Origin of the sequence: Macrococcus equi, assembly GCF_047426745.1 — a bacterium.
GTDB lineage: Bacteria > Bacillota > Bacilli > Staphylococcales > Staphylococcaceae > Macrococcoides > Macrococcoides equi.
Genome location: NZ_CP179732.1, coordinates 2,181,408 through 2,207,261, shown reverse-complemented (window position 1 = coordinate 2,207,261; position 25,854 = coordinate 2,181,408). Strand labels below are relative to the sequence as shown.

At 35.8% G+C, this 25,854-nt stretch carries 20 protein-coding genes and 2 pseudogenes; all 22 read left to right on the top strand.

Annotation, left to right across the window (positions count from 1 at the left end; translation table 11 throughout):
- Nucleotides 1-128: 128 nt before the first annotated feature.
- A complete protein-coding gene (gene topA / locus ACMGE6_RS11675; RefSeq protein WP_414054861.1) occupies nucleotides 129-2,201 on the top strand; it encodes a type I DNA topoisomerase in 2,073 nt (690 codons plus the stop codon).
- Nucleotides 2,202-2,354: 153 nt separating this feature from the next.
- A complete protein-coding gene (trmFO, locus tag ACMGE6_RS11670; protein ID WP_414053906.1) occupies nucleotides 2,355-3,656 on the top strand; it encodes an FADH(2)-oxidizing methylenetetrahydrofolate--tRNA-(uracil(54)-C(5))-methyltransferase TrmFO in 1,302 nt (433 codons plus the stop codon).
- 72 nt (nucleotides 3,657-3,728) lie between these two features.
- Entirely contained in the window at nucleotides 3,729-4,601 is an 873-nt protein-coding gene (gene xerA / locus ACMGE6_RS11665) for a site-specific tyrosine recombinase/integron integrase (protein ID WP_414047996.1), read from the top strand.
- 9 nt (nucleotides 4,602-4,610) lie between these two features.
- Nucleotides 4,611-5,156 (top strand): ATP-dependent protease subunit HslV, encoded by a 546-nt coding sequence (gene hslV / locus ACMGE6_RS11660; protein ID WP_414046793.1) that lies wholly within the window; start codon nucleotides 4,611-4,613, stop codon nucleotides 5,154-5,156.
- A 14-nt stretch (nucleotides 5,157-5,170) separates the two neighbouring features.
- A complete protein-coding gene (hslU, locus tag ACMGE6_RS11655; RefSeq protein WP_414053905.1) occupies nucleotides 5,171-6,553 on the top strand; it encodes an ATP-dependent protease ATPase subunit HslU in 1,383 nt (460 codons plus the stop codon).
- 17 nt (nucleotides 6,554-6,570) lie between these two features.
- Nucleotides 6,571-7,344 carry a GTP-sensing pleiotropic transcriptional regulator CodY gene (gene codY / locus ACMGE6_RS11650; protein ID WP_414046602.1) on the top strand — a complete coding sequence of 258 codons (774 nt, stop codon included), beginning with the start codon at nucleotides 6,571-6,573 and terminating at the stop codon, nucleotides 7,342-7,344.
- A gap of 190 nt (nucleotides 7,345-7,534) precedes the next feature.
- Entirely contained in the window at nucleotides 7,535-8,311 is a 777-nt protein-coding gene (gene rpsB, locus ACMGE6_RS11645) for a 30S ribosomal protein S2 (protein WP_414046601.1), read from the top strand.
- A 135-nt stretch (nucleotides 8,312-8,446) separates the two neighbouring features.
- Nucleotides 8,447-9,328, top strand: a complete 882-nt coding sequence (tsf, locus tag ACMGE6_RS11640; RefSeq protein WP_414047998.1) for a translation elongation factor Ts — start codon at nucleotides 8,447-8,449, stop codon at nucleotides 9,326-9,328.
- A 202-nt stretch (nucleotides 9,329-9,530) separates the two neighbouring features.
- Nucleotides 9,531-10,253, top strand: a complete 723-nt coding sequence (pyrH, locus tag ACMGE6_RS11635) for a UMP kinase (protein WP_414053904.1) — start codon at nucleotides 9,531-9,533, stop codon at nucleotides 10,251-10,253.
- Nucleotides 10,254-10,295: 42 nt separating this feature from the next.
- Nucleotides 10,296-10,853 (top strand): ribosome recycling factor, encoded by a 558-nt coding sequence (gene frr / locus ACMGE6_RS11630; RefSeq protein ID WP_414046598.1) that lies wholly within the window; start codon nucleotides 10,296-10,298, stop codon nucleotides 10,851-10,853.
- Between the two features lie 124 nt (nucleotides 10,854-10,977).
- On the top strand, nucleotides 10,978-11,733 hold the full coding sequence (locus ACMGE6_RS11625; RefSeq protein ID WP_414053903.1) for an isoprenyl transferase: 756 nt from the start codon (nucleotides 10,978-10,980) through the stop codon (nucleotides 11,731-11,733).
- 10 nt (nucleotides 11,734-11,743) lie between these two features.
- Nucleotides 11,744-12,535 carry a phosphatidate cytidylyltransferase gene (locus tag ACMGE6_RS11620; RefSeq protein ID WP_414046597.1) on the top strand — a complete coding sequence of 264 codons (792 nt, stop codon included), beginning with the start codon at nucleotides 11,744-11,746 and terminating at the stop codon, nucleotides 12,533-12,535.
- A 129-nt stretch (nucleotides 12,536-12,664) separates the two neighbouring features.
- Entirely contained in the window at nucleotides 12,665-13,801 is a 1,137-nt protein-coding gene (gene dxr, locus ACMGE6_RS11615) for a 1-deoxy-D-xylulose-5-phosphate reductoisomerase (RefSeq protein ID WP_414053902.1), read from the top strand.
- Nucleotide 13,802: 1 nt separating this feature from the next.
- Nucleotides 13,803-15,080: an RIP metalloprotease RseP gene (gene rseP / locus ACMGE6_RS11610; RefSeq protein WP_414053901.1), complete on the top strand. Its 1,278-nt coding sequence runs from the start codon at nucleotides 13,803-13,805 to the stop codon at nucleotides 15,078-15,080.
- 135 nt (nucleotides 15,081-15,215) lie between these two features.
- Complete coding sequence (locus tag ACMGE6_RS11605; RefSeq protein ID WP_414053900.1) at nucleotides 15,216-16,922, top strand: proline--tRNA ligase; 1,707 nt, start codon at nucleotides 15,216-15,218, stop codon at nucleotides 16,920-16,922.
- 74 nt (nucleotides 16,923-16,996) lie between these two features.
- A complete protein-coding gene (locus ACMGE6_RS11600) occupies nucleotides 16,997-21,304 on the top strand; it encodes a PolC-type DNA polymerase III (RefSeq protein WP_414053899.1) in 4,308 nt (1,435 codons plus the stop codon).
- A gap of 113 nt (nucleotides 21,305-21,417) precedes the next feature.
- Entirely contained in the window at nucleotides 21,418-21,885 is a 468-nt protein-coding gene (gene rimP / locus ACMGE6_RS11595; RefSeq protein ID WP_414046592.1) for a ribosome maturation factor RimP, read from the top strand.
- 12 nt (nucleotides 21,886-21,897) lie between these two features.
- Nucleotides 21,898-22,962: a transcription termination factor NusA gene (gene nusA, locus ACMGE6_RS11590; protein ID WP_414053898.1), complete on the top strand. Its 1,065-nt coding sequence runs from the start codon at nucleotides 21,898-21,900 to the stop codon at nucleotides 22,960-22,962.
- Nucleotides 22,963-22,971: 9 nt separating this feature from the next.
- A complete protein-coding gene (gene rnpM, locus ACMGE6_RS11585; RefSeq protein WP_414053897.1) occupies nucleotides 22,972-23,259 on the top strand; it encodes an RNase P modulator RnpM in 288 nt (95 codons plus the stop codon).
- Nucleotides 23,256-23,588 carry a L7Ae/L30e/S12e/Gadd45 family ribosomal protein gene (locus ACMGE6_RS11580; protein WP_414046589.1) on the top strand — a complete coding sequence of 111 codons (333 nt, stop codon included), beginning with the start codon at nucleotides 23,256-23,258 and terminating at the stop codon, nucleotides 23,586-23,588. The genes rnpM and ACMGE6_RS11580 overlap by 4 nt, the downstream gene beginning before the upstream one ends.
- Nucleotides 23,581-23,755, top strand: a pseudogene (locus tag ACMGE6_RS11575) (translation initiation factor IF-2 N-terminal domain-containing protein); the annotation flags it as partial. The gene ACMGE6_RS11580 and the pseudogene ACMGE6_RS11575, both read left to right, overlap by 8 nt.
- A 158-nt stretch (nucleotides 23,756-23,913) precedes the next feature.
- Nucleotides 23,914-25,740, top strand: a pseudogene (gene infB, locus ACMGE6_RS11570) (translation initiation factor IF-2); the annotation flags it as partial.
- Nucleotides 25,741-25,854: the final 114 nt, after the last annotated feature.

The window sequence follows — 25,854 nt, the reverse complement described above, 5'->3', positions numbered from 1 at the left end:
AATTTGTAAATTTGTTTTCTTTGATATATGAAATATGTATGATTTTAGAAATAAAGTTTGACAAGATAGAATTGAAACGTATATTATTTATCATTGAAAAGCAAAACAGTTTTTATACAAAGGGGGATATCAAAATGGCAGAAAATCTTGTCATTGTAGAATCGCCTGCAAAAGCAAAAACCATTGAGAAATATTTAGGAAAAAAATTTAAAGTTATCGCATCTATGGGGCATGTGAGAGACCTGCCTAGAAGTCAAATGGGTGTTGATGCTGACAATAATTTTGAACCAAGATATATCACGATACGTGGTAAGGGACCGGTCGTACAAGACTTAAAGAAACATGCGAAGAAAGCTAAAAATGTTTATCTCGCAAGTGACCCGGACCGTGAAGGTGAAGCGATTGCCTGGCATTTAGCACATATTTTAGATATTGATCAGCAAGCGAAATCTCGTGTTGTATTTAATGAGATTACTAAAGATGCAGTAAAAGAAAGCTTTAAAAATCCTAGAGAAATAAAACATGAATTAGTTGATGCTCAGCAGGCACGTCGTGTGCTTGATCGCTTAGTTGGATATAACATTTCACCAGTACTATGGAAGAAAGTTAAGAAAGGTTTATCTGCAGGACGTGTACAATCTGTTGCTTTAAAATTAATTATTGATCGTGAAGAAGAAATTAACGCTTTTAAACCAGAAGAATACTGGACGATTGATGGTTTATTCTCGTTTAAAAATAAAGAGTTTAAAGCAAAATTTTTACATGAATCAAATAAACCCAAAAAATTATCGAATGATAAAGACGTAAAAGCGATTGTTCGTCAGTTAAAGTCTGATATGTTTGAGGTCACTGACGTATCTAAAAAAGAAAAATTAAGAAATCCAGCATTACCATTTACAACGAGCTCCCTTCAACAGGAAGCTGCTAGAAAACTTAATTTCAAAGCAAGAAAAACGATGATGCTTGCGCAACAATTGTACGAAGGTATCGATCTTAAAAAGCAAGGTACTGTTGGTTTAATTACATATATGCGTACAGATTCGACGCGTATTTCAGACACAGCAAAAACTGAAGCTGCAGGTTACATCGAAGAAAAGTATGGTAAAGACTATCTATCAAAACGTAAAGCAGCAGCCAAAGGTGGGGCACAAGATGCTCACGAAGCTGTGAGGCCGACTTCTGCATTAAGAACGCCTACAGAAATGAAAGCTTATCTGTCTCGTGATCAATTACGTCTTTATAAGCTGATCTGGGAGCGTTTTATGGCAAGTCAAATGGCACCTGCAGTAATAGATACTGTGAGTGTTGATTTAGTACAGGATAACATCAAGTTTCGTGCAAATGGACAAACCATTAAATTTAAAGGTTTTATGAGTGTTTATGTAGAAGGTAACGATGAGGATCAGGAAGAAGGCGAGAATAGACTTCCTGAAATGAATATCGGTGATAAAGTAAAAGCTATAAACATCGATGAAAATCAACATTTTACGCAACCACCACCACGTTATACTGAAGCGCGACTTGTTAAAACGTTAGAAGAAAAAGGGATTGGCCGTCCATCTACTTATGCCCCGACGATTGATACGATTCAAAAAAGAAACTATGTAAAAGTTGATCAGAAGAAATTTTATCCAACAGAACTAGGACAAATTGTTCATGAATCCGTAAAGGAATATTTTCCTGAAATTATTGATATTGATTTTACGGTGAACATGGAAACGTTGCTTGACAGAGTAGCAAATGGTGAAATTGAGTGGAAAAAAGTAATTTCTACTTTTTATGGAGACTTTAAAACACACGTTGAACGTGCCGAACAGGAAATGGAAAAGATTGAAATAAAAGATGAGCCTGCTGGTGAAGATTGCGAAAAATGCGGCTCTCCAATGGTATACAAAATGGGGCGTTATGGTAAATTCATGGCATGCTCTAATTTCCCAGACTGTCGAAATACAAAGGCAATCGTTAAAACAATCGGTGTACCTTGTCCAAAATGTAATGAGGGTGAAGTAGTCGAACGTAAATCTAAAAAGAATCGTATTTTTTATGGTTGCAGTAATTTTCCTGAGTGTGATTACTTATCATGGGATAAGCCGATTGCCAGAAAATGTCCGAAATGTGATACTCAACTTGTTGAACGTAAAAAAGGTAAACAAACACAAGTGGTATGTACTAATTGTGATTATGACGAGAAAGCGCAGTAAAGTTAAATGTGCACATCAAATCAAAAGATGTGTACATTTTTTGTGTTTGTATCATTAGATCAAAATGCATTGCATTACTAATTAATCATGAATATTACTTTTTTATTCATGAAAAATATATTACAATCGGATAGGAATTGAAGGAGGAATATTATGAAAACAGTTAACATTATTGGTGCTGGATTAGCGGGATCTGAAGCTGCTTATCAATTAGCTAAGCGAGATATAAAGGTTAAGTTATATGAAATGAGACCAGTTAAGCAAACACCAGCACATCATACAGATAAATTTGCAGAATTAGTTTGTTCAAACTCTCTAAGAGGTAATGCGCTTACAAATGCTGTAGGTGTTTTAAAGGAAGAAATGAGACAATTAGATTCCCTGGTTATTAAAGCTGCAGATAATGCTTCTGTGCCTGCAGGAGGAGCTTTAGCAGTTGATCGTCATGAATTTAGTGGATATATCACTGACACTTTAAAGAACCATCCAAATATCGAAGTGTTCAATGAAGAGATTACTTCTATACCTGAAGGTCCAACAATTATCGCTACAGGCCCTTTAACAACTGAGAATCTAAGTAAGGAAATACAACGACTTACAGGACAGGATCATTTATATTTTTATGATGCTGCAGCCCCGATTATCGAAAAAGATTCTATTGATATGAATAAAGTATATTTGAAATCTAGATATGACAAAGGTGAAGCGGCATATTTAAATTGTCCGATGACTGAAGATGAATTTAATCGTTTTTATGATGCGATTCTGGAAGCAGAAGTTGTGCCTTTAAAAGAATTCGAAAAAGAAATTTACTTCGAAGGTTGTATGCCATTTGAAGAAATGGCTAAACGTGGACGCAAAACTTTATTATTTGGTCCAATGAAGCCAGTAGGATTAGAAGATCCTAAAACGGGCAAACGTCCATATGCTGTTGTGCAATTAAGACAAGACGATGCTGCTGGAACGCTTTATAATATCGTTGGATTTCAAACACATTTAAAGTGGGGTGCTCAAAAAGAAATTCTTAAACTAATTCCCGGACTTGAAAATGTAGAAATTGTCCGATACGGGGTAATGCATCGTAATACGTTTATCAATTCGCCTAATAATTTACAACAAACATATCAATTTAAAGGAAATAATGATCTTTTCCTAGCGGGTCAAATGACAGGTGTAGAGGGTTATGTTGAATCTGCAGCCAGTGGATTAGTTGCAGGAATAAATATGGCGAAACATATCAGTGGACAAGCTCCTGTACTATTTCCTGAAAAAACAGTGATAGGTTCAATGGCTTACTATATTACACATACGAATAGTAAAAACTTTCAGCCGATGAACGCAAATTTTGGATTGTTACCTAATCTTGATACACGAATCAAGGACAAAAAAGAGCGTTATGAAGCATTAGCACACCGTGCACTTACGACGCTTGAACATTTTAAAGTAACGCTTTAATTCATAGGTAGATATTATTGTAAATTAGAAATTAATTGTGTTACAATTCAGATAAATAGGAGTCGATGGGTGATGAATACTGAAATTAAGGCATTTCTTAAATATTTAAAAATGGAACGTAATTTTTCAGATCATACACGCATTGCCTATGAAAAAGATTTAAATGATTTTTATTTATTCTTACAAAAGGAAAACCTGACAATAAATATATTTGAATATCGGGATGCTCGTAATTACCTTGTCTATCTATACAATAGAGGTTTAAAGAGAACAACTGTATCTAGACATATCTCATCTTTAAGATCTTTCTATAAATTTCTTTATCAGGATACTGACAAATCAAATCCATTTAATCAGTTAGTACATCCGAAACAAGAGAAATATTTGCCGAAATTTTTCTATGAAGAAGAGATGGTTGAGCTTTTTGATGCGATTGATACCTCAAAACCTTTAGGACAGCGTGACTTACTTATTTTAGAGTTATTATATGCTACAGGTATCAGGGCTTCAGAATTAACCCAGTTAAAGATTGATGATATAAATCAATCGATGATGACTTTAAAAGTACTCGGAAAAGGAAATAAATATAGAATTGTACCTTACGGCACCTTTGCGCAGGATGCATTAGAACATTATCTGAACCTTAGAGCAGGTCGCAATGTCAGTCATAATTATCTGCTCATTAATTATAGAAATGCCCCACTTACTGAACGGGGCGTTCGTTATGTTTTAGACCAGATTATTAAACGTGCGACATTAACGAGTGACATTCATCCACATAAGCTCAGACATACTTTTGCGACACATCTGCTAAATAATGGTGCTGATTTAAGGACGGTTCAAGACTTACTCGGGCATGTGAATTTGTCTACAACAGGCAAATACACACATGTCACCAATGAACACTTAAGAAAATCATATCTTAATGCACATCCAAGAGCCTAAGGAGTTGGTATTTTGAACAATCAATTACATGCAACGACGATATTTGCTGTACGACATAACGGTCAATGTGCCATGAGTGGCGATGGTCAGGTCACACTAGGACAACAAGTGATAATGAAACAAACTGCTAGAAAGGTTAGACGTCTATTCAACGATGAAGTTGTTGCTGGATTTGCAGGTAGTGTAGCAGATGCTTTTACATTATTTGAAAAATTTGAAATGAAATTACATGAATATAACGGTAATTTATCAAGAGCTGCTGTAGAACTTGCAAAAGAATGGCGTGGAGATAAAATGCTCAGACAACTTGAAGCGATGCTTATTGTGATGAATAAAAATGAGTTACTTGTTGTCAGTGGAACTGGAGAAGTCATCCAGCCAGATGATGATATCATTGCTATTGGATCAGGTGGTAATTATGCGTTGAGTGCGGGACGTGCGCTTAAGAAGCATGCTAGTCATCTGAATGCAAAAGAAATAGCATTAGCCTCTCTTGAAACAGCAGCAGATATATGTGTATTTACAAACCACAATATTATTGTTGAAGAATTATAGCAGGAGGGTTAAAAGTGGATATAAATAATTTAACACCTAAAGCCATTGTAAAAAGTCTGGATGAACATATCGTAGGCCAAGCTGATGCAAAGCGTAAAGTAGCCATCAGTTTGCGTAACAGATATAGACGAATGGCGTTAGATGAATCTATGCAAAAAGAAATAATTCCTAAAAATATTTTGATGATTGGACCAACCGGTGTCGGTAAAACTGAAATTGCTCGACGAATGGCCACATTAGTTGGAGCGCCGTTTGTTAAAGTTGAAGCGACAAAATATACGGAAGTTGGTTATGTTGGGCGTGATGTTGAGAGTATGATTCGTGATTTGACAGAAAACGGCGTTCGTCTGATTAAAAATAGAATGAAGCAGGAAGTGCGTGCTGAGGCTGAGCAAAATGCTACGGAACGTCTTGTTAAACTGTTAGTGCCTGCGATGAAGAAAAAAGAAAAAATGACGAACAATCCTTTCGAGATGCTCTTCAATCAGTCGATGCAGCAGGAAGAAGAAGTTGAAGATGCTCCTGATGAAGGGGTAAAGCTTAAGCGAAAAGATATCCGTGAAAAGTTACTTGCAGGTCAACTTGAAAATGAAACGGTAAAAATTAAAGTTGAGCAGGAAATGAAGGGATTAGGTATGTTTGGCATGAACGGCATGCAGGATAATATGCAGGATATGTTGAGCCAGATGATGCCTAAGAAAAAGGTTGAACGTACTTTACCAGTTTCTCGTGCCCGTGAAATATTAATTGATGAAGAAGCAACAAAATTAATTGACGAAGAGTCTGTACAAGATGAGGCAATTCAATTAGTTGAGACAATGGGAATTGTTTTTATTGATGAAATTGATAAGATTGCAGGCAGTAATCAAGGTGCAGATGTATCACGTCAAGGTGTCCAACGTGATATTTTACCGATTGTCGAAGGCAGTGTCGTACAAACGAAATATGGTGCAGTGAATACTGAACACATTCTGTTTATCGGTGCTGGTGCGTTTCATGTGTCTAAACCAAGTGATTTAATACCTGAATTACAAGGACGTTTTCCGATTCGTGTGGAACTTGAAAAATTATCAGTAGATGATTTCATTAAAATATTAAAAGAACCGAAAACGTCTCTTTTAAAACAATATGAAAGTTTATTGGCTACTGAACATGTAACGATTAATTTTACGGATGAAGCCATCGAAAAATTAGCTCAAATTGCTTATGATGTCAATCAGGATACTGATAACATTGGTGCCAGAAGATTGCATACGATATTAGAAAAGATGTTAGAAGATCTTTCATATGAAGCACCAGATATGCCGAATGCACATGTTGAAATTACACCGCAATATGTTGAATCAAAACTTGGCACAATCGCTAAAAATAAAGATTTAAGTGAATTTATCTTATAAATTAAAGGAGAATCAATATGTCATTATTAAAAAGAACACGTGAAATCAATCAATTATTACAGGAACATAAAGGCTTAGCTGTAGACTTCAAAGAAATGGCTGATCAATTAGGCTCCACAATGCAATCAAATGTATTTATCTTATCACGTCGTGGTAAATTATTAGGCTTTGGTGTGAATGAATTATTAAAAAATGAACGTATTATTAAAATGCTTGAAGAGCGTCAATTTCCAAAAGAATATGTTGATTTACTTTTAGAAGTGGATGAAACGAAAAGTAATATCACACTTGATAACGAATTAACAGTATTTCCAGGAGAAAGTAAGGATTTATTTAGTAAATCAAATACTGTAATCATCCCAATAAAGGGTAATGGCTCACGCTTAGGAACTTTAGTATTGGGTCGAGTAGATAAAGATTATGATGATAATGACCTGGTATTAGGCGAATATGCTGCGACAGTTGTAGGAATGGAAATTTTACGTGAGAAGCATGCTGACATTGAAAAGATTGCACGTGATAAAGCAGCAATCAATATGGCAATTAGTTCACTATCATATTCTGAAAAAGAAGCAATCGAACATATATTTGAAGAGTTAGGTGCAAATGAAGGCTTACTTGTTGCATCAAAAGTCGCTGATCGTGTGGGTATTACACGTTCTGTTATCGTTAATGCACTACGTAAATTAGAATCTGCGGGTGTTATTGAATCACGTTCACTAGGAATGAAAGGTACTTTTATTAAGATTAAGAAAGAAAAATTCTTAGAAGAGCTTGCGAATACTCATTAATCATTACATGGCGTATATCAATACATTTGACAAAAAAGTATTGATATACGCTTATTTTTATGCTATATTTGTATACGGCTTGAAAAAAGCTAATTCACACACTATGGATGAATATTTTGGAGGGTGCAACATCTGTTGTTTCCGAAATTGCCTGTAGTGGAGGAATAAAACCAATTAGGAGGAAATTAAAATGGCAGTAATCTCAATGAAACAATTGTTAGAAGCTGGTGTACACTTCGGTCACCAAACTCGTCGCTGGAATCCAAAAATGAAGAAATATATCTTCACAGAAAGAAACGGTATCTACATTATCGACTTACAAAAAACAGTTAAGAAAGTTGAAGAAGCATACAACTTTATGAAATCTGTTTCTGAAGAAGGCGGTTCAGTATTATTCGTAGGTACAAAAAAACAAGCACAAGATGCTATTAAAGATGAAGCTATCCGTTCTGGTCAATTCTTCATTAACGAACGTTGGTTAGGTGGAACTTTAACGAACTACAAAACAATCAATAAACGTGTTAAACGTATTTCTGAAATCGAAAAAATGGAAGAAGACGGTACATTCGATGTACTTCCTAAAAAAGAAGTTGTTGAACTTAAAAAAGAATATGATCGTTTAATCAAATTCTTAGGCGGAATTCGTGAAATGAAATCTATGCCATCAGCATTATTTGTTGTTGACCCTCGTAAAGAGCGTAACGCAATTGCTGAAGCAAAAAAATTACACATTCCTATCGTTGGTATCGTTGATACAAACTGTGATCCAGATGAAATCGATTATGTTATTCCAGCTAATGATGACGCTATCCGTGCAGTTAAATTATTAACTGGTAAAATGGCTGACGCTATCTTAGAAGGTCGTCAAGGCGTTTCTAACGAAGAAGTTGCAGCTGAACAAAATATCGATTTAACTGAAACTGCTGAAGAGCCTGCTGCAGAAGCAACAGAAACTACAGAAGCATAAGTTTTAAAATAAAAGTGATAAGTGTATAACATTTATCACTTTTTTTAAAAAGTTTATCGCTTTACTTTAGCGTTTTTCGTTATAGTTTAGTATTATTATATTGTAAAAACACAAATTCTCTGGAGGTATTATATAATGGCTATTACAGCACAATTAGTAAAACAATTACGTGAAAGAACTGGCGCAGGTATGATGGACTGCAAAAAAGCATTAACTGAAACAAACGGAGATATCGATGCAGCTGTTGATTACTTACGTGAAAAAGGTATTGCTAAAGCAGCTAAGAAAGCTGATCGTATCGCTGCTGAAGGTACAACATATGTAGCTTCTAAAGGTAACGATGCAGTATTATTAGAATTAAACTCTGAAACAGACTTCGTTGCACGTAATGAAGGCTTCCAAGCTTTAGTTAAAGAAATCGCTGATCACATTTTAACTGTTAAACCTGCAGATTTAGACACTTTAATGGCATCTGAAATCGAAGCTGGAAAAACTGTTGAAGTAAAAATGAATGAAGCTATCTCTACTATCGGAGAAAAATTAACTTTACGTCGTTTCGTTTTAGTTTCTAAAACTGACGCTGATACTTTTGGTGAGTACTTACACATGGGAGGACGTATTGGTGTATTAGCATTAGTTGAAAACTCAACTGACGCTGAAGCTGCTAAAGATGTTGCAATGCACATTGCAGCATTAAATCCTAAATTCGTTTCTCGTGAACAAGTTTCTGCTGAAGAATTAGAGCACGAAAAGAACGTATTAAAACAACAAGCTTTAAATGAAGGTAAGCCAGAAAATATCGTTGAAAAAATGGTAGAAGGTCGCTTACGTAAATACTTAGAAGAAATTTGTGCAGTGGATCAACCATTTGTTAAGAATCCAGATCAAACAGTTGCTGAGTTCTTAAAATCTAAAGGTGGCACATTAAAATCATTCGTACGTTATGAAGTTGGAGAAGGTATCGAAAAACGTCAAGATAACTTCGCTGATGAAGTAATGGGTCAAATGGGTAAATAATATTTTATAAAGACACTTCGGTGTCTTTTTTTTACATAAGGAATAAATGTAAGGTTTATTCTGATACTTTTCAAACATTCATATTTATTGTTATAATACTTATAGTTTTGTGTATAATAGACTTAAGCGTTAATGCATAAACGTGAATATTACTAAATGAGAGTGAATTGCATTAATACAATTGAGAGGGCGGAGTTATTAAATGAAAGATGTATCTAAATACAAACGTGTTGTTTTAAAGTTAAGTGGAGAAGCATTAGCTGGAGAAACAGGTTTTGGTATTAACCCATTTGTTATCAAAAGTATTGCCGAGCAAGTCGCTGAAGTTGCTAAGATGGATTGTGAAGTTGCAGTCATCGTTGGTGGTGGTAATATCTGGCGCGGTAAGACAGGTAGTGACTTAGGTATGGACCGCGGTACAGCTGATTACATGGGTATGTTAGCTACTGTAATGAATTCTTTAGCCCTGCAGGATTCTCTGGAACAACTTGATTGTGATACACGTGTGTTAACATCAATCGAAATGAAACAGGTTGCTGAACCATATATTAGACGCCGTGCAATTCGACACCTTGAAAAAGGTAGAGTGGTAATCTTTGCAGCCGGTATTGGTAACCCTTATTTCTCAACTGATACAACAGCAGCTTTACGTGCAGCAGAAATAGAAGCAGACGTTATCTTAATGGGTAAAAACAATGTTGATGGTGTATATTCAGCGGACCCTAAAGTGGATCCTAATGCTAAGAAATATGAAAAATTAACATACATCCAAATGTTACAAGAAGGATTACAAGTTATGGATTCAACAGCAAGTTCATTCTGTATGGACAATGATATTCCATTAGTTGTATTCTCAATTATGGAAGATGGAAATATTAAACGCGCTATTATGGGCGAGGAAATTGGTACGACGATTACAAAATAATTTGTTTAACTAAATAAAAATAAAGATTAAAGGAGCGTCATCATGACAACTGAAATTATTAAAGACTTACAATCAAAAATGGAAAAGAGTATTGAAAGTTTACAACGTGACTTTGCAGCAATTCGTGCTGGACATGCGAATGCTAATCTTTTAGAGCGTGTAACAGTGAACTATTACGGTGCGGATACACCTGTACAACAATTAGCAGGTATCTCAGTACCAGAACCAAGAATGTTACTTGTAACACCTTATGATAAAACTTCAATTGATGATATCTTAAAAGCGATTAATATGGCTAATTTAGGAGTTAATCCAACTTCAGATGGTAATGTGATTCGCATTACTGTACCGGCTCTTACTGAAGAACGCCGTAAAGAGTTAGTAAAAGAAGCGAAAAAAGAAGCTGAAAATGCAAAAGTTGCGATCCGTAATATTCGTCGTGATGCGAACGACGCACTTAAAAAAGCTGAGAAAAACGGTGAACTTACAGAAGATGATTTAAAATCATTCACTGATGATGTGCAAACAGAAACGGATAATCATATCAAAAAAATTGATGCTTTAACTGCAGAAAAAGAAAGCAGTATTTTAGAAGTTTAATTTTCTTGTGACTGAGATAATGTTTTTATCTCGGTCTTTTTTTACGCAATTTTACGTATATCCATGCTACTTAACTACGTTTTATGTTAGAATATATAAATAAGTTTTTGTATTGGAGGATAACATGATTCCTTTTTTTAATAGAAATAAAAAGCCAAAAGTTGCAGAAGAAAAAAAGAGCAACTGTGATATTGAACACATTGCTATCATTATGGATGGTAACGGACGCTGGGCGAAACAACGCAAAATGCCACGTATCAAAGGCCATTATGAGGGCATGCAGACTGTTAAAGCGGTTACGCGTTATGCGAGTGATATTGGCGTGAAATATTTAACTCTGTATGCATTTTCCACAGAAAACTGGTCAAGACCAACAGATGAAGTCAATTATCTTATGAAATTACCCGGTGACTTTTTATCAACATTCTTGCCGGAACTGATTGAAAAGAATGTTAGAGTACAAACAATTGGTTTTATTGATCAACTCCCTGAACATACACGACAAGCTGTGCTTGAAGCTATTGAGAAGACTAAGAATAATACCGGTCTTACTTTAATATTTGCTTTGAATTACGGTGGCCGAAAAGAAATTGTTTCTGCAGTTCAGTTAATTGCAGAACAATATAAGAATAATGAAATTGGATTAAGTGAAATCAATGAACAAAGTTTTTCAGATTATTTATTTACGAAAGGTATACCGGATCCTGAACTCATGATTCGAACATCTGGTGAAGAGCGTCTGAGCAACTTTTTAATCTGGCAGGCTTCATACAGTGAATTAGTATTTATTGATACATTGTGGCCGGATTTTGATGAGAAAGCACTTAATCAATGTATCGAGATTTATCATAGCCGACATAGACGTTTCGGTGGATTATAAGGAGTAAAAAATGAAAACAAGAACGATAACAGCAATCATTGCGATGGCTATATTTTTACCTGTTGTTATATATGGCCATCTGCCATTATTAATTATGGCTTATTTATTAGCGATCGTTGCATTAAAAGAAGTGTTAAATATGAAAAATATTAAGCTCTATTCATTACCTGGTATATTTAGTGTAGTGGCATTATGCTTGATTATGTCACCTCAAAAAAGTGATCTTGTATCACTTGATTATCAAGTGCCATTTTTAATACTCATGAGTTTAATCATGTTGAGTTACACGGTAATGTCAAAGAACCGATTTAATTTCGTCGATGCTGCCTTTTGTATGTTAGCTGTAGCATATGTGGGTATTGGTTTTATGTATTTTTATGAGACACGAGCTGCAGAGAATGGATTGGTATTTATCTTGTTTGCGTTATTAATTGTTTGGGTGACAGATACAGGAGCGTATATCTTCGGGCGTTTATTCGGTAAGAATAAATTATGGCCGGAGATTAGTCCAAACAAAACGATTGAAGGATTTGTCGGAGGTATTGCATGTAGTACGATAATTGCCATCATATTCAGCTTGAATTACAATATGCCGTTATCCATTATTCCTTTAATCATCGTGACATGGCTATTCAGTATGTTCGGACAGTTAGGTGATTTAGTTGAGTCTGCATTAAAACGTCATTTTGATGTCAAAGATTCTGGAAATTTACTACCTGGACATGGTGGTATTCTTGATCGCTTTGATTCGTTTATATTTGTATTACCATTAATGAATATCTTTTTGATTAACTTCCAGTAACTCAATAGTCAAGATGATTAACAGATCAAAAGCTTAGTCTTTTGGTCTGTTTTTTATAAAGCATAAGTTAGTAGTTAAATTTGATTTATGATAAAATTAAGCTATTACTATTTGGAATTAGGTGAAGTTATGAAAAATATTGGGATATTAGGCGCAAGTGGCTCAGTAGGGATGCAAGGTTTAGACATCATACGTGAGCATTCAGATCAATTTAAGCTTGTTAGTTGTGCGGTTGGTAAGTCTATTGATATAGCACAACGTATAATTGATGAGTTTAACCCTGAAATATGTTGTCTTCAGAATGAATCAGATATAAAAAAACTAAATATAAACGAAAAACAAACGAAAATTGTTTTTGGGGACGAAGGTTTACTTCAGGTAGCAGGATATGAAAAAAATGATATTTTGTTAAATTCTATTCTTGGAAGTGTGGGTTTACGTCCAACATTACATGCGATTGATCAGGGCATAGATATTGCACTGGCCAACAAGGAAACATTAGTTGTAGCTGGTGAAATTGTTATGCAACGTGCCAAAGAGAAGGATGTTAAAATATTGCCGGTAGACTCAGAGCATTCTGCAATTTTTCAATGTTTAAATGGTGAACATGAAAAAAATATTGAGAAACTTATCATTACCGCAAGTGGTGGATCTTTCCGTGATTTAACACGTGAACAATTGCAAAATGTTACATTAGAAGATGCTTTGAATCATCCAAACTGGTCCATGGGTAAGAAGATTACCATTGATAGTGCGACGATGATGAACAAAGGTTTGGAAGTTATAGAAGCTAAATGGCTATTTGATTTACCAATCGAAAAAATTGACACAATTTTACATAAACAAAGCATTATTCACTCTATGGTTGAGTTTAACGATACAAGCGTCATTGCTCAACTTGGCACACCAGATATGCGTATGCCAATACTGTATGCATTTAGTTACCCGGGTCGTATGCCGCGAAAAGCTGAGCGACTTGATTTAGCACGTGTTGCGACTTTAGATTTTAAGGCGATGGATCTTGAGCGATACAAATGTCTGGCACTTGCTTATCGCGCTATTGAAATAGGTGGCACGATGCCCGTCGTTATGAATGCAGTGAATGAAGTTGCTGTTCAATTATTCTTAGAGGGTAAGATTTCATTTTTAGATATTGAAACGATGATTGAACGAGAGATGGATGCACATCAAGTGATTCAGAATCCAGATTTAGATACAATATTGGCAGTTGACGCTGACTATAAATCAAGGAAATACGAGGTGTAAAATGGGGATCATTGCATTTATTATTATTTTTGGATTATTAGTAACAGTCCATGAATATGGTCATTTACTGTTTGCAAAACGTGCAGGTATTATGTGCCCGGAGTTTGCGATTGGAATGGGACCAAAAATATTTTCATATAAGAAAAATGAAACACTTTATACTATCCGCTTATTACCCGTCGGTGGTTATGTGATGATGGCAGGCAGTGGTATGGAACAAAATCCACTTACTGAAGGTATGACTGTGAGCGTTAAGCGTAATGCAGCAGGTGAAGTGACACACATCTTACTCGATGAACAGCATCAATTTCATCAGATTGAACAAATTGAAGTTGCTGATTCTGACTTTGAAGATGGATTATATATCGAAGGTATCAATCAATATACACATGAAGCGGTACGTTATAATGTAGCAAAAGAAGCTTATTTTGTACGTGAAGGTGATTTAATACAAATCGCCCCACGTGAACGTCAATTTAAAAATAAAAAGCCTTGGCCAAAATTTTTAGCGCTATTTGCTGGACCATTATTTAATTTTATATTGGCGCTTGTGTTATTTATTGGACTAGCATTTATGGCCGGTGCACCTACTACAACGATTAAAGCAGTGGCTGAAAACAGTCCGGCACAGGAAATAGGGCTCAAAAAAGGTGACATCATTAAAGCTATCAATGATGAACAAGTGACGAGCTTTAGCCAGGTGAAAAGTTTTCTGAATAAAAATGGTGGCAAAACGATTAAATTAACCATTGAAAGAGATGGCAAGGATAAAGTCTTAAACCTTAAACCAAAATTAATGGAACAAAAGGTAAGTAAAGATAAAAGTATAAAACAATATATCATCGGTTTTCAATCAGAACTCGGTGGTAATTTTATTGATAAACTGAAATATGGATGTATCATGACTTTTGAAGGTGCAACAAAAATATTTACATTACTAGGTATTATGTTTGCATCAATCATTAATGGTTCTTTTTCGTTTGATATGCTTAATGGACCTGTAGGTATTTATAAAAATACAGAACAAGTAGTTTCGTTAGGTTATATTAAAGTTATTGAATATACTGCATTTTTATCTGTTAACCTAGGAATTATGAACTTATTACCGATTCCTGCGCTTGACGGTGGTAGAATTTTATTTGTCATCTATGAAGCGATATTCAGAAAGCCTGTTAATAAAAAAGCTGAAATGTATATTGTAACGTCTGGAGCCATCTTCTTATTCTTTGTCATGATTATGGTGACATGGAATGATATTTCACGCTATTTCTTAAAGTAAAATCCGACTTTTGTCGGGTTTTATTTTTTGTTCATTAAGTTAATGATAGAAATATTATGTTAACTAAATTTTAGTTTAATAATTGCAAGATTTATTATATGATATAAGTATTATCAAAAAATCCAGGAGGTTGCTATGAAACAGAGTAAAATGTTTATTCCAACATTAAGAGAAGTACCAAATGATGCCGATTCTAAAAGTCATCAGTTGTTACTTAAAGCAGGTATGATCAAACAAGTTGCAAGTGGGGTTTATAGTTACCTTCCGATTGCTAAACGTGTGTTAAATAAGATTGAAGCAATAGTAAGAGAAGAAATGGAAGCTATTGATGGTGTTGAAATTTTAATGCCGGCTTTACAGCCTTCAGAATTATGGTCTGAATCAGGTCGCTGGCAAAGTTATGGTGCTGAACTTATGCGTATGACGGATCGTCATGGTCGTGAATTTGCTCTTGGACCTACGCATGAAGAAATCATTACTTCATTAGTACGTGATGAATTAAAATCATATAAAAAATTACCGGTAACATTATTCCAGATTCAAAATAAGTTCCGTGATGAGAAGCGTCCTCGCTTTGGTTTATTACGTGGCAGAGAATTTATCATGAAAGATGCATATAGTTTTCATGCAACAGAGGATAGTCTGGATGAAACTTATCAGGATATGTATGATGCATATTCAAAAATTTTCTCACGTGTTAATTTAAATTTCCGCCCGGTTATCGCAGATAGTGGGGCTATTGGAGGAAGTCATACGCACGAATTTATGGCATTAGCTGAAATTGGTGAAGATACGATTTGTTACACAGATGAAAGTGATTTTGCTGCGAACATCGAAAAAGCTGAAGTGAAATATATTCCAAATCCTGAACATACTGATGTACGTGAACTTGAAAAGGTTCATACGCCAGGTGTAAAATCAGCGCAAGCACTAGCAGATTTATTAGGTAAACGATTAGATGAAATTGTTAAATCTATGATTGTTAAAGTTGATGAGCAGTTTATCATGTTCTTAATCAGAGGTCATCATGAGCTAAACGATGTTAAGGTGAAATCATATTTTGGAACTGAGACGGTTGAACTGGCCACTGATGAAGAAATTCAGGCTATTTTAGGTGCTGCTCCTGGTTCATTAGGTCCAGTTGGTGTCGATAAAATTGAAATTTATGCAGACAATAGTGTACAGGATCTGAATAATTTAGCAGTTGGTGCGAACGAAACTGACTATCACTTTATCAATGCAAATTTAGAGCGTGATTTTAAAGTGAAAGCTTTTGGAGATTTCCGATTTATTCTTGAGGGTGAAATGGCGGCAGACGGTAGCGGCCCTATTAAATTTGCTGAAGGTATTGAAGTTGGACAAGTATTTAAACTTGGTACGAAATATTCAGACGCAATGAATGCAACGTTTTTAAATGATCAAGGCCGAGCTGAACCTATGATTATGGGTTGTTATGGTATTGGTGTGTCACGAACGCTGTCAGCAGTTATTGAACAGCATCATGATGACAAAGGTATTATTTGGCCAACATCGATTACTCCATTTGAAGTACATATTATTACTGCGAATGCTAAACAGGATGTTCAACGCGAACTGGCTGACCAGTTATATGATGCTTATAAGAAAGATTACGAAGTATTATATGACGATCGCATAGAACGTGCAGGTGTTAAATTTAATGATGCTGACCTTATCGGAGTTCCTGTACGTATTGTTGTCGGCAAACAAGCGGCTGATGGTATCGTTGAAGTGAAGAATCGCCGAACAGGTGAATCATTTGATGTACCGGTTGCTGAACTAGATGAAAAAATCAAAGCAATCTATGCATCTTTTGAACAATAAATTTGATATAATAGGATGACTAATAAGTGTGAGACTTTTGTCTCACGCTTTTCATTTTGATAAGGTGGTTACTCATGACGTTAACACATAATGAAAAATTTAAAGTTTTACTTACGCAGCTGGGTATAACAGACTTATTTGAAAGTGATTTCGTAAATAATAGTAAGTTATCACGTATAGATATCTCAAAAGTAGACCGTATATGGCACATGTATTTTGAGCTTCCAGAGCACTTGACATATCAACTTTTTAATATACTCCAGAGCAAAATGACAGAGCATTTTGCAAGTATTGCAAACGTCACTTTTGAGATTAGTGTGGTTGATGACAGTAAACTTACTGATCGCATTAATGAATACATTCCTTATGCAATCGATCAGACGACGATGAGTCCAAGCCTAAAAGGACAACTTAAAAATAAAAAATATACATTTTCAGGAGATGTTTTAAAATTTAATGTCGTCAATGAAATTGAACAGCAGCATTTTGAGAAATCATGTAATGGAAAACTGCTAAAAGCCTTCCAATGTGCTGGATTTAACCTGAAAGATATCATCTTTGAAACGAGCGATGATGATCACTTGAGAGAGCTTGCTTCACTTGAAGCGCATATTCAGGAAGAAGAAGCAAAACAAAGTGATATATTACGTGAGAAGATGGTAGAACGTGAAAAACAAAAAGCTGAAAGTATATCTGAGGAAATCACCCATTGTTCAATCGGGAAGAAGATTCAGCTTGAAACAATTAAGCCGATCGAAACGATTATTGAAGAAGAATTTAAAGTTGCAATAGAAGGTGTTATCTTTGATATCGAGATTAAAGCACTGAAAAGTGGGCGTCACATTGTTCAACTAAAGATTACGGATTACACAGATTCATTAATCTTAAAAATGTTTACCCGTAAAGGAAAGAATGACCTTGACCATCTTTCATCACTTAAAGTTGGTGACTGGATACGTGCTCAAGGTCGCATTGAACAGGATACTTTTATTCGAGATTTAGTGATGATGATCAGTGATATAGAGAAGATTAACAAGTCAGCAAAACAAGATAAATCTGAGAATAAACGTGTTGAGTTTCATTTACACACAGCCATGAGTCAAATGGATGGTATCACCCATATTAGTCGATATGTTGATCAGGCTGCAAAATGGGGACATCAAGCAATTGCGATTACCGATCATAATGGTTGTCAGGGCTTTCCTGATGCCCATGCTGCTGCTAGTAAAGCAGGTATTAAGATGATCTATGGTATCGAAGGGATGCTTGTAGATGATGGTGTAGCGATTAGCTATAAACCTCAGGATATTGATTTAAAAACTGCTACTTATGTAGTATTTGACGTTGAGACGACTGGGCTTTCCTCACAGTATGATAAGATCATCGAATTAGCTGCAGTTAAAGTCAAAGACGGTGAAATCATTGATAAATTTGAACGCTTCAGTAATCCAGGAGAGCGATTAAATGAAACGATTAAAAACCTTACAGGCATCACAGATGATATGTTAGTTGATGCTCCACCGATAGAAGATGTTCTGAGTGACTTTAGAGACTTTGTGGGTGATGCGATTTATATTGCCCATAATGCAAGCTTTGATATGGGGTTTATTGATACAGGTTTCGAACGCTTAGGATATGGTGCAACGACAAATGGTGTTATTGATACGTTGGAATTATCAAGAACGATCAATACAGAACTCGGTAAACATGGTTTAAACTTTTTAGCGAAAAAATATGGTGTAGAGTTAACACAACATCATAGAGCAATCTATGATGCGGAAACCACTGCTCATATTTTTGTGAAGATGTTAAAACAAATGGAACAATTAGGTGTCACAAACCATAATCAAATTGATGCTAAACTAAGCAATCAGGATGCCTATAAACGTGCACGACCGATGCATGTTACCTTAATTGTGCAAAATCAAACGGGCCTGAAAAATCTGTTTAAGATTGTTAGTGAATCCATGGTGACTTACTTTTATCGTACACCGAGAATACCAAGATCATTACTGAATGAACACCGAGAAGGTTTATTAGTAGGGAGTGCGTGTGATAATGGTGAAGTCTTTACAGCTGTGATGCAAAAAGATCAGGATGAGGTTGAACGTATCGCAAAATTCTATGACTTTCTAGAAGTACAGCCAAAAGCGTTATACCAGCATTTACTGGAACGTGATTTAATTCGTGATAATGAAACGATGGAAGAAATTTATGACCGTATATTACGAGTCGGAGAAAAACTGGACATTCCAGTCATTGCAACTGGAAATGCCCACTATCTGCACGAACACGAAAAACCAGCACGTGAAATTTTGATTGCATCAAATCCTGGTAATCCCCTCAATCGTCAGACACTACCAGATGCTCACTTTAGAACAACCGATGAAATGTTAGATGCCTTTCATTTTCTAGGAGAGGAAAAAGCCTTTGAAATTGTCGTAACAAATACGAACAAATTAGCTGATTCGATTGATACAGTCATTCCGATCAGAGATGAACTCTATACCCCGACAATAGAAGGTGCGAACGAAGAAATTCGTGAGATGAGTTACAATCGCGCTAAAAGCATTTATGGTGAAGATTTACCAGAAATCGTTGTGGCCAGACTTGAAAAAGAACTAGATAGTATTATTGGGAATGGATTTGCAGTTATCTATTTAATTTCACAGAAGTTAGTGAAGAAGTCTCTGGATGATGGTTATCTTGTGGGGAGCCGTGGTTCTGTTGGATCAAGTTTTGTGGCCACGATGACTGAAATTACGGAAGTAAACCCGTTACCTCCGCATTATATCTGTCCAAAGTGTAAGTCGAGTCATTTCTTTGTAGATGGAAGTGTAGCAAGTGGCTTTGACTTACCCGATAAAAGTTGTCCGTCGTGTGATGTTCCATACATTAAGGAAGGGCAGGATATTCCGTTTGAAACGTTTCTTGGCTTTAAAGGGGATAAGGTACCAGATATTGACTTAAACTTTAGTGGAGAGTATCAACCTGTTGCCCATAACTATACAAAAGTATTATTCGGAGAAGATAAAGTATTTAGAGCAGGGACGATAGGGACAGTTGCTGAGAAGACAGCATTTGGATACGTTAAAGGATATTTAAATGATTCTGGCATCCATAAACGGGGTGCAGAAATTGATAGACTGGTGAAAGCTTGTACTGGTGTAAAGCGTACGACGGGCCAGCATCCTGGGGGAATTATCGTAGTGCCTGGTGATATGGATATCTATGACTTTACACCGATACAATACCCGGCAGATCAGCAAGACTCAGCCTGGAGAACAACTCATTTCGATTTCCATTCGATTCATGATAATTTATTAAAACTCGATATTTTAGGTCACGATGATCCGACAATGATCCGTATGTTACAAGACTTATCAGGCATGGATCCGAAGACTATTCCTGTTGACGATAAAGAGACGATGAAAATATTCTCTAGTCCTGAATCACTTGGTGTGTCGGAAGAAGATATTTTATGTAAAACTGGTACGTTAGGCGTACCTGAGTTTGGTACTGGATTTGTTCGCCAAATGTTAGAAGATACAAAACCATCTTCGTTTAGTGAACTCGTTCAGATATCAGGGTTGTCGCATGGTACAGATGTTTGGTTAGGTAATGCTCAGGAATTGATTAAATCAGGTACATGTGATTTATCAAGTGTTATTGGTTGTCGAGATGATATTATGGTGTATTTAATGTATGCAGGTCTTGAACCATCGCTCGCATTTAAAATAATGGAATCTGTACGTAAAGGTAAAGGTTTATCAGAAGAATTTGAAGCAGCGATGCGAGAAAATAAAGTGCCTGAATGGTATTTGGATTCATGTAAGAAAATTAAATACATGTTCCCGAAAGCCCATGCTGCTGCTTATGTATTGATGGCGGTACGTATCGCTTACTTCAAAGTGCATCATCCGCTATACTATTATGCAAGTTACTTTACGGTACGTGCGTCTGATTTTGATTTATTAACAATGGTAAAAGATAAACATACCATCAAAGCAACTGTAAAAGATTACTATGCACGTTATCATGATTTAGGAAAAAAAGAAAAAGATGTGTTAACAGTTCTTGAGATAACCAATGAAATGGCACAACGTGGTTTTAAAGTGCAGCCTATTTCTTTAGAGAAAAGTACTGCTTTTGAATTTATTATTGAAGGAGATACTTTGATTCCACCATTTATATCTGTGCCGGGACTTGGTGAGAACGTTGCGAAGCGTATCGTTGCTGCGCGTGATGAAGGGCCTTTTCTTTCGAAAGAAGAACTTAACAAAAAAGCAGGTGTATCACAAAAGATTATCGATTATCTAGATGAATTAGGTAGCTTAAAAGATATGCCAGATAAAGCACAGCTATCAATATTCGATTTATAATCATTTGAGTTGTATGCTGAATTGTGTTATTATTACATTGTTAAAGAAAATACTCTACAAGCGAAAAGAGTGGGATATCCCGCTCTTTTCTTAAGTTTTGTGAGGAGGATCATATGTCAAAGATTACAGAACGTGTTGAAACAATCGTTACACCTATTGTTGAATCACTAGGTTTTGAATTAGTCGATGTAGAATACGTTAAAGAGGGACCTGATTATTATTTACGTATCGCCATCGATAAGCCAGGTGGCATAGATATTACTGATTGTGCGCTAGCGAGTGAAAAAATTAGTGAAGTGATGGATCAGGAAGACCCGATAACTGAAGCTTACTTTATGGATGTATCATCCCCTGGTGCAGAACGTCCATTAAAGAAAGAAAAAGATTATCAGGATGCAATTGGTAATAACATTTATGTAAAACTTTATGAACCTATTGCAGGTGATAAAGAATGGATTGGTATTTTAGAAAGTGTTACTGAAGACTTTATCACAGTAACTGCAAAAATAAAAACACGTACTAAAACAATTGAAATTGATCGCAAAAAAATTGCGAAAATTCGTCGTGCCGTTGTTTTATAATTGGAGGAAACTATGAAAAAAAATAACGAATTATTAAATGCAATTGACTATCTTGAAAAAGAAAAATCAATTCCTAGAGAAGTGTTGATTGAAACGATTGAAGCAGCACTTATTACTGCATATAAAAAGAATTATAATTCAGCCAACAATGTTCGCGTTGAACTGAATATGGATAATGGTGTTTATCGTGTATATTCACGTAAAGATGTTGTAGAAGAAGTGATGAACCCTAGAGACGAGGTGAGCTTAGAAAAAGCTTTAGAATCTAATCCTGCCTATGAGATTGGTGATATTTACGAAGAAGATGTGACACCAAAGGACTTTGGACGTGTTTCTGCGCAAGCTGCTAAACAAGCTGTGATGCAGCGTCTACGTGATGCTGAACGTGGTATTTTATATAACGAATTTATTGATAAAGAAGATGATATTATGACCGGTATTATTGACCGTGTTGATCATCGCTATGTTTATGTAACACTTGGTAAAACTGAAGCAGTTTTATCTGAAGCTGAACGTAGTCCTAATGAAGAATATCGTCCGACAGAGCGCATTAAAGTATATGTAAATAAAGTTGAACAAACGACTAAAGGACCTCAAATCTTTGTTTCTCGTAGCCATCCAGGTTTATTAAAACGTTTGTTTGAACAAGAAGTACCAGAAATTTTTGATGGTAGCGTAGTGGTTAAATCTGTTGCGCGTGAAGCGGGAGATCGTTCAAAAATTAGTGTTTACTCTGAAAACCCTGATATTGATGCTGTCGGTGCATGTGTTGGAGCAAAAGGTGCCCGTGTAGAAGCTGTTGTTGAAGAATTAGGCGGAGAGAAAATTGACATCGTTGAATGGAGTGCAGACACAAAAACGTTCGTTAAAAATGCATTAAGTCCATCTCAAGTTGTCGATGTGTTAGTTGATGAAGCTAATCAATCAACAACTGTGATCGTTCCGGACTATCAATTATCTCTTGCTATCGGTAAAAAAGGACAGAATGCAAGATTAGCTGCGAAATTAACAGGCTGGAAAATAGATATTAAATCTGAGACAGATGCAAAAGAAGCAGGCATTTATCCAGTAGAATAGAGGTGTTTTATGAAACAGAAGAAAATACCTATGCGTAAATGTATACTAAGTAATGAAATGAAACCGAAAAAAGAAATGCTGCGTGTTGTTAAAACAAAAGAAGATGATATATTTGTTGATCCTACAGGCAAGCAAAATGGACGAGGCGCATATGTCACTATGGATTTAAAAATAGTTGAAGCAGCAAGACAAAAGAAAAAGCTAGAACAATTTTTTGATAGTGACAGTGAAACGATGAAACCTATCTATGATGAAATTATTCGCTTGATTTATAGAGAGATGATTCCTAAACGATGAATAAAGAAGATAAACTATTTAATATGCTAGGGCTTGCAATGCGTGCTAGAAAACTTGCTACTGGTGAGGAACTTGTTATCAATGAAGTCAGAAATAAAAAATGTAAACTTGTCATACTAGCTACAGATGCTGGTCCAAATACAACGAAAACTGTCATGAATAAATGTAATTCATTTAATGTGCCATTGGTTCAATATGGTACGCGTTATGAATTAGGATATGCAATCGGTAAAGCAGAACGTGTAACGATTGGTATTCTTGATGCAGGATTTGCGAAGTCAATTCAAGCACTTATTCGTGACATCAATGAGGAGAGAACCTATGAGTAAAAAAAGAATATATGAATATGCAAAAGAAGTTAAATTAAGAAGTAAAGATATTATTGATGAATTGAAAAAAATGAACATAGAAGTTAACAGTCATATGCAAGTGATTGAAGATAAAGAAATTACTGCATTAGATAAAATCTTCAAAAAAGATCAGGTTAAAGCTGAAGCTAAAGCAGAACCAAAGCAAGAAGTGAAAAAAGAGCAGCCTAAACAAGAAGCGAAACCAGCGGCAAAACCTGCAAACAAACCAGCACAAAAACCGCGTCATAACAATAATCACCGTCCAGGTAGTAACAACAAACCAGGTACTGGTGGCGGTAACCGCAATAAAAAAGGTAAAGGTAAGAGCAATCCGAAACCAGAACCAGTTGTACAAGCACCAGTTGTGAAAGAAACACCTTCTAAAATTACATATGAAGAAGGTATTACAGTTGGCGAATTAGCAGAAAAATTAAACAAAGATGCATCTGAAATTGTTAAAAACTTATTCATGGTCGGAATTATGGCAAACATTAACCAACCATTAAATCAAGATGCGATTGAATTAATTTGTTCTGAATATGACGTAGAAGCTGAATTAGAGGTTGTTGTAGATGCAACTGATTTAGAAACATATTTTGAAGATGTTGATGCTAACCCAGAAGATATTATTGAACGTCCATCTGTTGTAACAATCATGGGTCACGTTGACCACGGTAAAACAACGTTATTAGATTCAATCCGTAATACCCGCGTTACTGCCGGTGAAGCTGGTGGGATTACTCAACATATCGGTGCATACCAAATTGAAAATGAAGGTAAGAAGATTACATTCCTTGACACACCAGGACATGCTGCGTTTACGACAATGCGTGCACGTGGTGCGCAAGTTACCGATATTACAATCTTAGTTGTAGCAGCTGATGATGGTGTTATGCCACAAACAGTTGAAGCGATTAACCATGCGAAAGCAGCTGAAGTACCAATTATCGTAGCTGTAAACAAAATTGATAAACCAACAGCAAACCCTGATCGTGTAATGCAGGAATTAGGTGAGCACGGTTTATATCCTGAAGATTGGGGGGGCGATACAATCTTCGTTCAATTATCAGCGATCAAAGGTGACGGTATCGATGAATTATTAGAAATGATTCTACTTGTTTCTGAAGTAGCGGAATTAAAAGCTAATCCTAAACGTACAGCAATCGGAACTGTTATCGAAGCAGAATTAGATAAATCTCGTGGACCGGCAGCATCATTATTAGTGCAAGATGGAACACTTGAAGTCGGCGATTCGATCGTTGTAGGTAATACATTCGGCCGTGTACGTGCGATGGTGAATGATCTTGGAAAACGTATTAAAACAGCAGGTCCATCTACACCAGTTGAAATTACAGGTTTACAAGATGTACCATTAGCAGGGGACCGTTTCGTAGTATTCAAAGACGAAAAACGTGCACGTCGTATCGGTGAAGCACGTCAGCAACAAAATATTTTAGCACAACGTCAGGAAAGTCAAAAAGTTTCACTTGATAATTTATTTGAACAAATTAAACAAGGTGAAATGAAAGACTTAAACGTAATTATTAAAGGTGATGTTCAAGGTTCAGTAGAAGCTTTAGCAGCATCATTGATGAAGATTGACGTTGAAGGTGTTAACGTACGTATTATCCATACAGCTGTTGGTGCGATTAACGAATCAGATGTTACTTTAGCATCAGCATCAAACGGTATCATTATCGGATTCAACGTACGTCCTGATACAAATGCAAAACGTGCAGCTGAAGCTGAAGGCGTGGATATGCGTTTACATCGTATTATCTACAAAGTTATCGAAGAAATTGAACAAGCGATGATCGGTATGTTAGATCCTGAATTCGAAGAGAAAGTGATTGGACAAGCTGAAGTACGTCAAACAATCAATATCTCTAAAGTTGGTACAGTTGCAGGTTCTTACGTAACAGACGGAAAAATCACACGTGATTCACAAGTACGTATCATCCGTGACGGCATTGTCGTTTACGAAGGACAAGTTGATGCTTTAAAACGTTTCAAAGATGACGTTAAAGAAGTAGCACAAGGTTACGAATGTGGTATCACAATTGAAAACTTCAACGATGTTAAGGAAGGCGACATTTTTGAGGCATTCGTAATGGAAGAGATTAAGCGATAATATATGATAATCTCCAGATTCTTTTATTAGAATCTGGAGATTTTTTGATTTTATTTACAATAACAAATAGTGGGGATTTGTAGTTTTAATGAATGTTGCTGTAAATATAATTAT

Bases quoted from the DNA above. Each gene is read 5' to 3' on its own strand.
- trmFO (WP_414053906.1), top strand. From the start codon at position 2,355: ATGAAAACAGTTAACATTATTGGTGCTGGATTAGCGGGATCTGAAGCT.
- xerA (WP_414047996.1), top strand. From the start codon at position 3,729: ATGAATACTGAAATTAAGGCATTTCTTAAATATTTAAAAATGGAACGT.
- codY (WP_414046602.1), top strand. From the start codon at position 6,571: ATGTCATTATTAAAAAGAACACGTGAAATCAATCAATTATTACAGGAA.
- rpsB (WP_414046601.1), top strand. From the start codon at position 7,535: ATGGCAGTAATCTCAATGAAACAATTGTTAGAAGCTGGTGTACACTTC.
- tsf (WP_414047998.1), top strand. From the start codon at position 8,447: ATGGCTATTACAGCACAATTAGTAAAACAATTACGTGAAAGAACTGGC.
- pyrH (WP_414053904.1), top strand. From the start codon at position 9,531: ATGAAAGATGTATCTAAATACAAACGTGTTGTTTTAAAGTTAAGTGGA.
- frr (WP_414046598.1), top strand. From the start codon at position 10,296: ATGACAACTGAAATTATTAAAGACTTACAATCAAAAATGGAAAAGAGT.
- ACMGE6_RS11625 (WP_414053903.1), top strand. From the start codon at position 10,978: ATGATTCCTTTTTTTAATAGAAATAAAAAGCCAAAAGTTGCAGAAGAA.
- ACMGE6_RS11620 (WP_414046597.1), top strand. From the start codon at position 11,744: ATGAAAACAAGAACGATAACAGCAATCATTGCGATGGCTATATTTTTA.
- dxr (WP_414053902.1), top strand. From the start codon at position 12,665: ATGAAAAATATTGGGATATTAGGCGCAAGTGGCTCAGTAGGGATGCAA.
- rseP (WP_414053901.1), top strand. From the start codon at position 13,803: ATGGGGATCATTGCATTTATTATTATTTTTGGATTATTAGTAACAGTC.
- ACMGE6_RS11605 (WP_414053900.1), top strand. From the start codon at position 15,216: ATGAAACAGAGTAAAATGTTTATTCCAACATTAAGAGAAGTACCAAAT.
- ACMGE6_RS11600 (WP_414053899.1), top strand. From the start codon at position 16,997: ATGACGTTAACACATAATGAAAAATTTAAAGTTTTACTTACGCAGCTG.
- rimP (WP_414046592.1), top strand. From the start codon at position 21,418: ATGTCAAAGATTACAGAACGTGTTGAAACAATCGTTACACCTATTGTT.
- nusA (WP_414053898.1), top strand. From the start codon at position 21,898: ATGAAAAAAAATAACGAATTATTAAATGCAATTGACTATCTTGAAAAA.
- rnpM (WP_414053897.1), top strand. From the start codon at position 22,972: ATGAAACAGAAGAAAATACCTATGCGTAAATGTATACTAAGTAATGAA.
- ACMGE6_RS11580 (WP_414046589.1), top strand. From the start codon at position 23,256: ATGAATAAAGAAGATAAACTATTTAATATGCTAGGGCTTGCAATGCGT.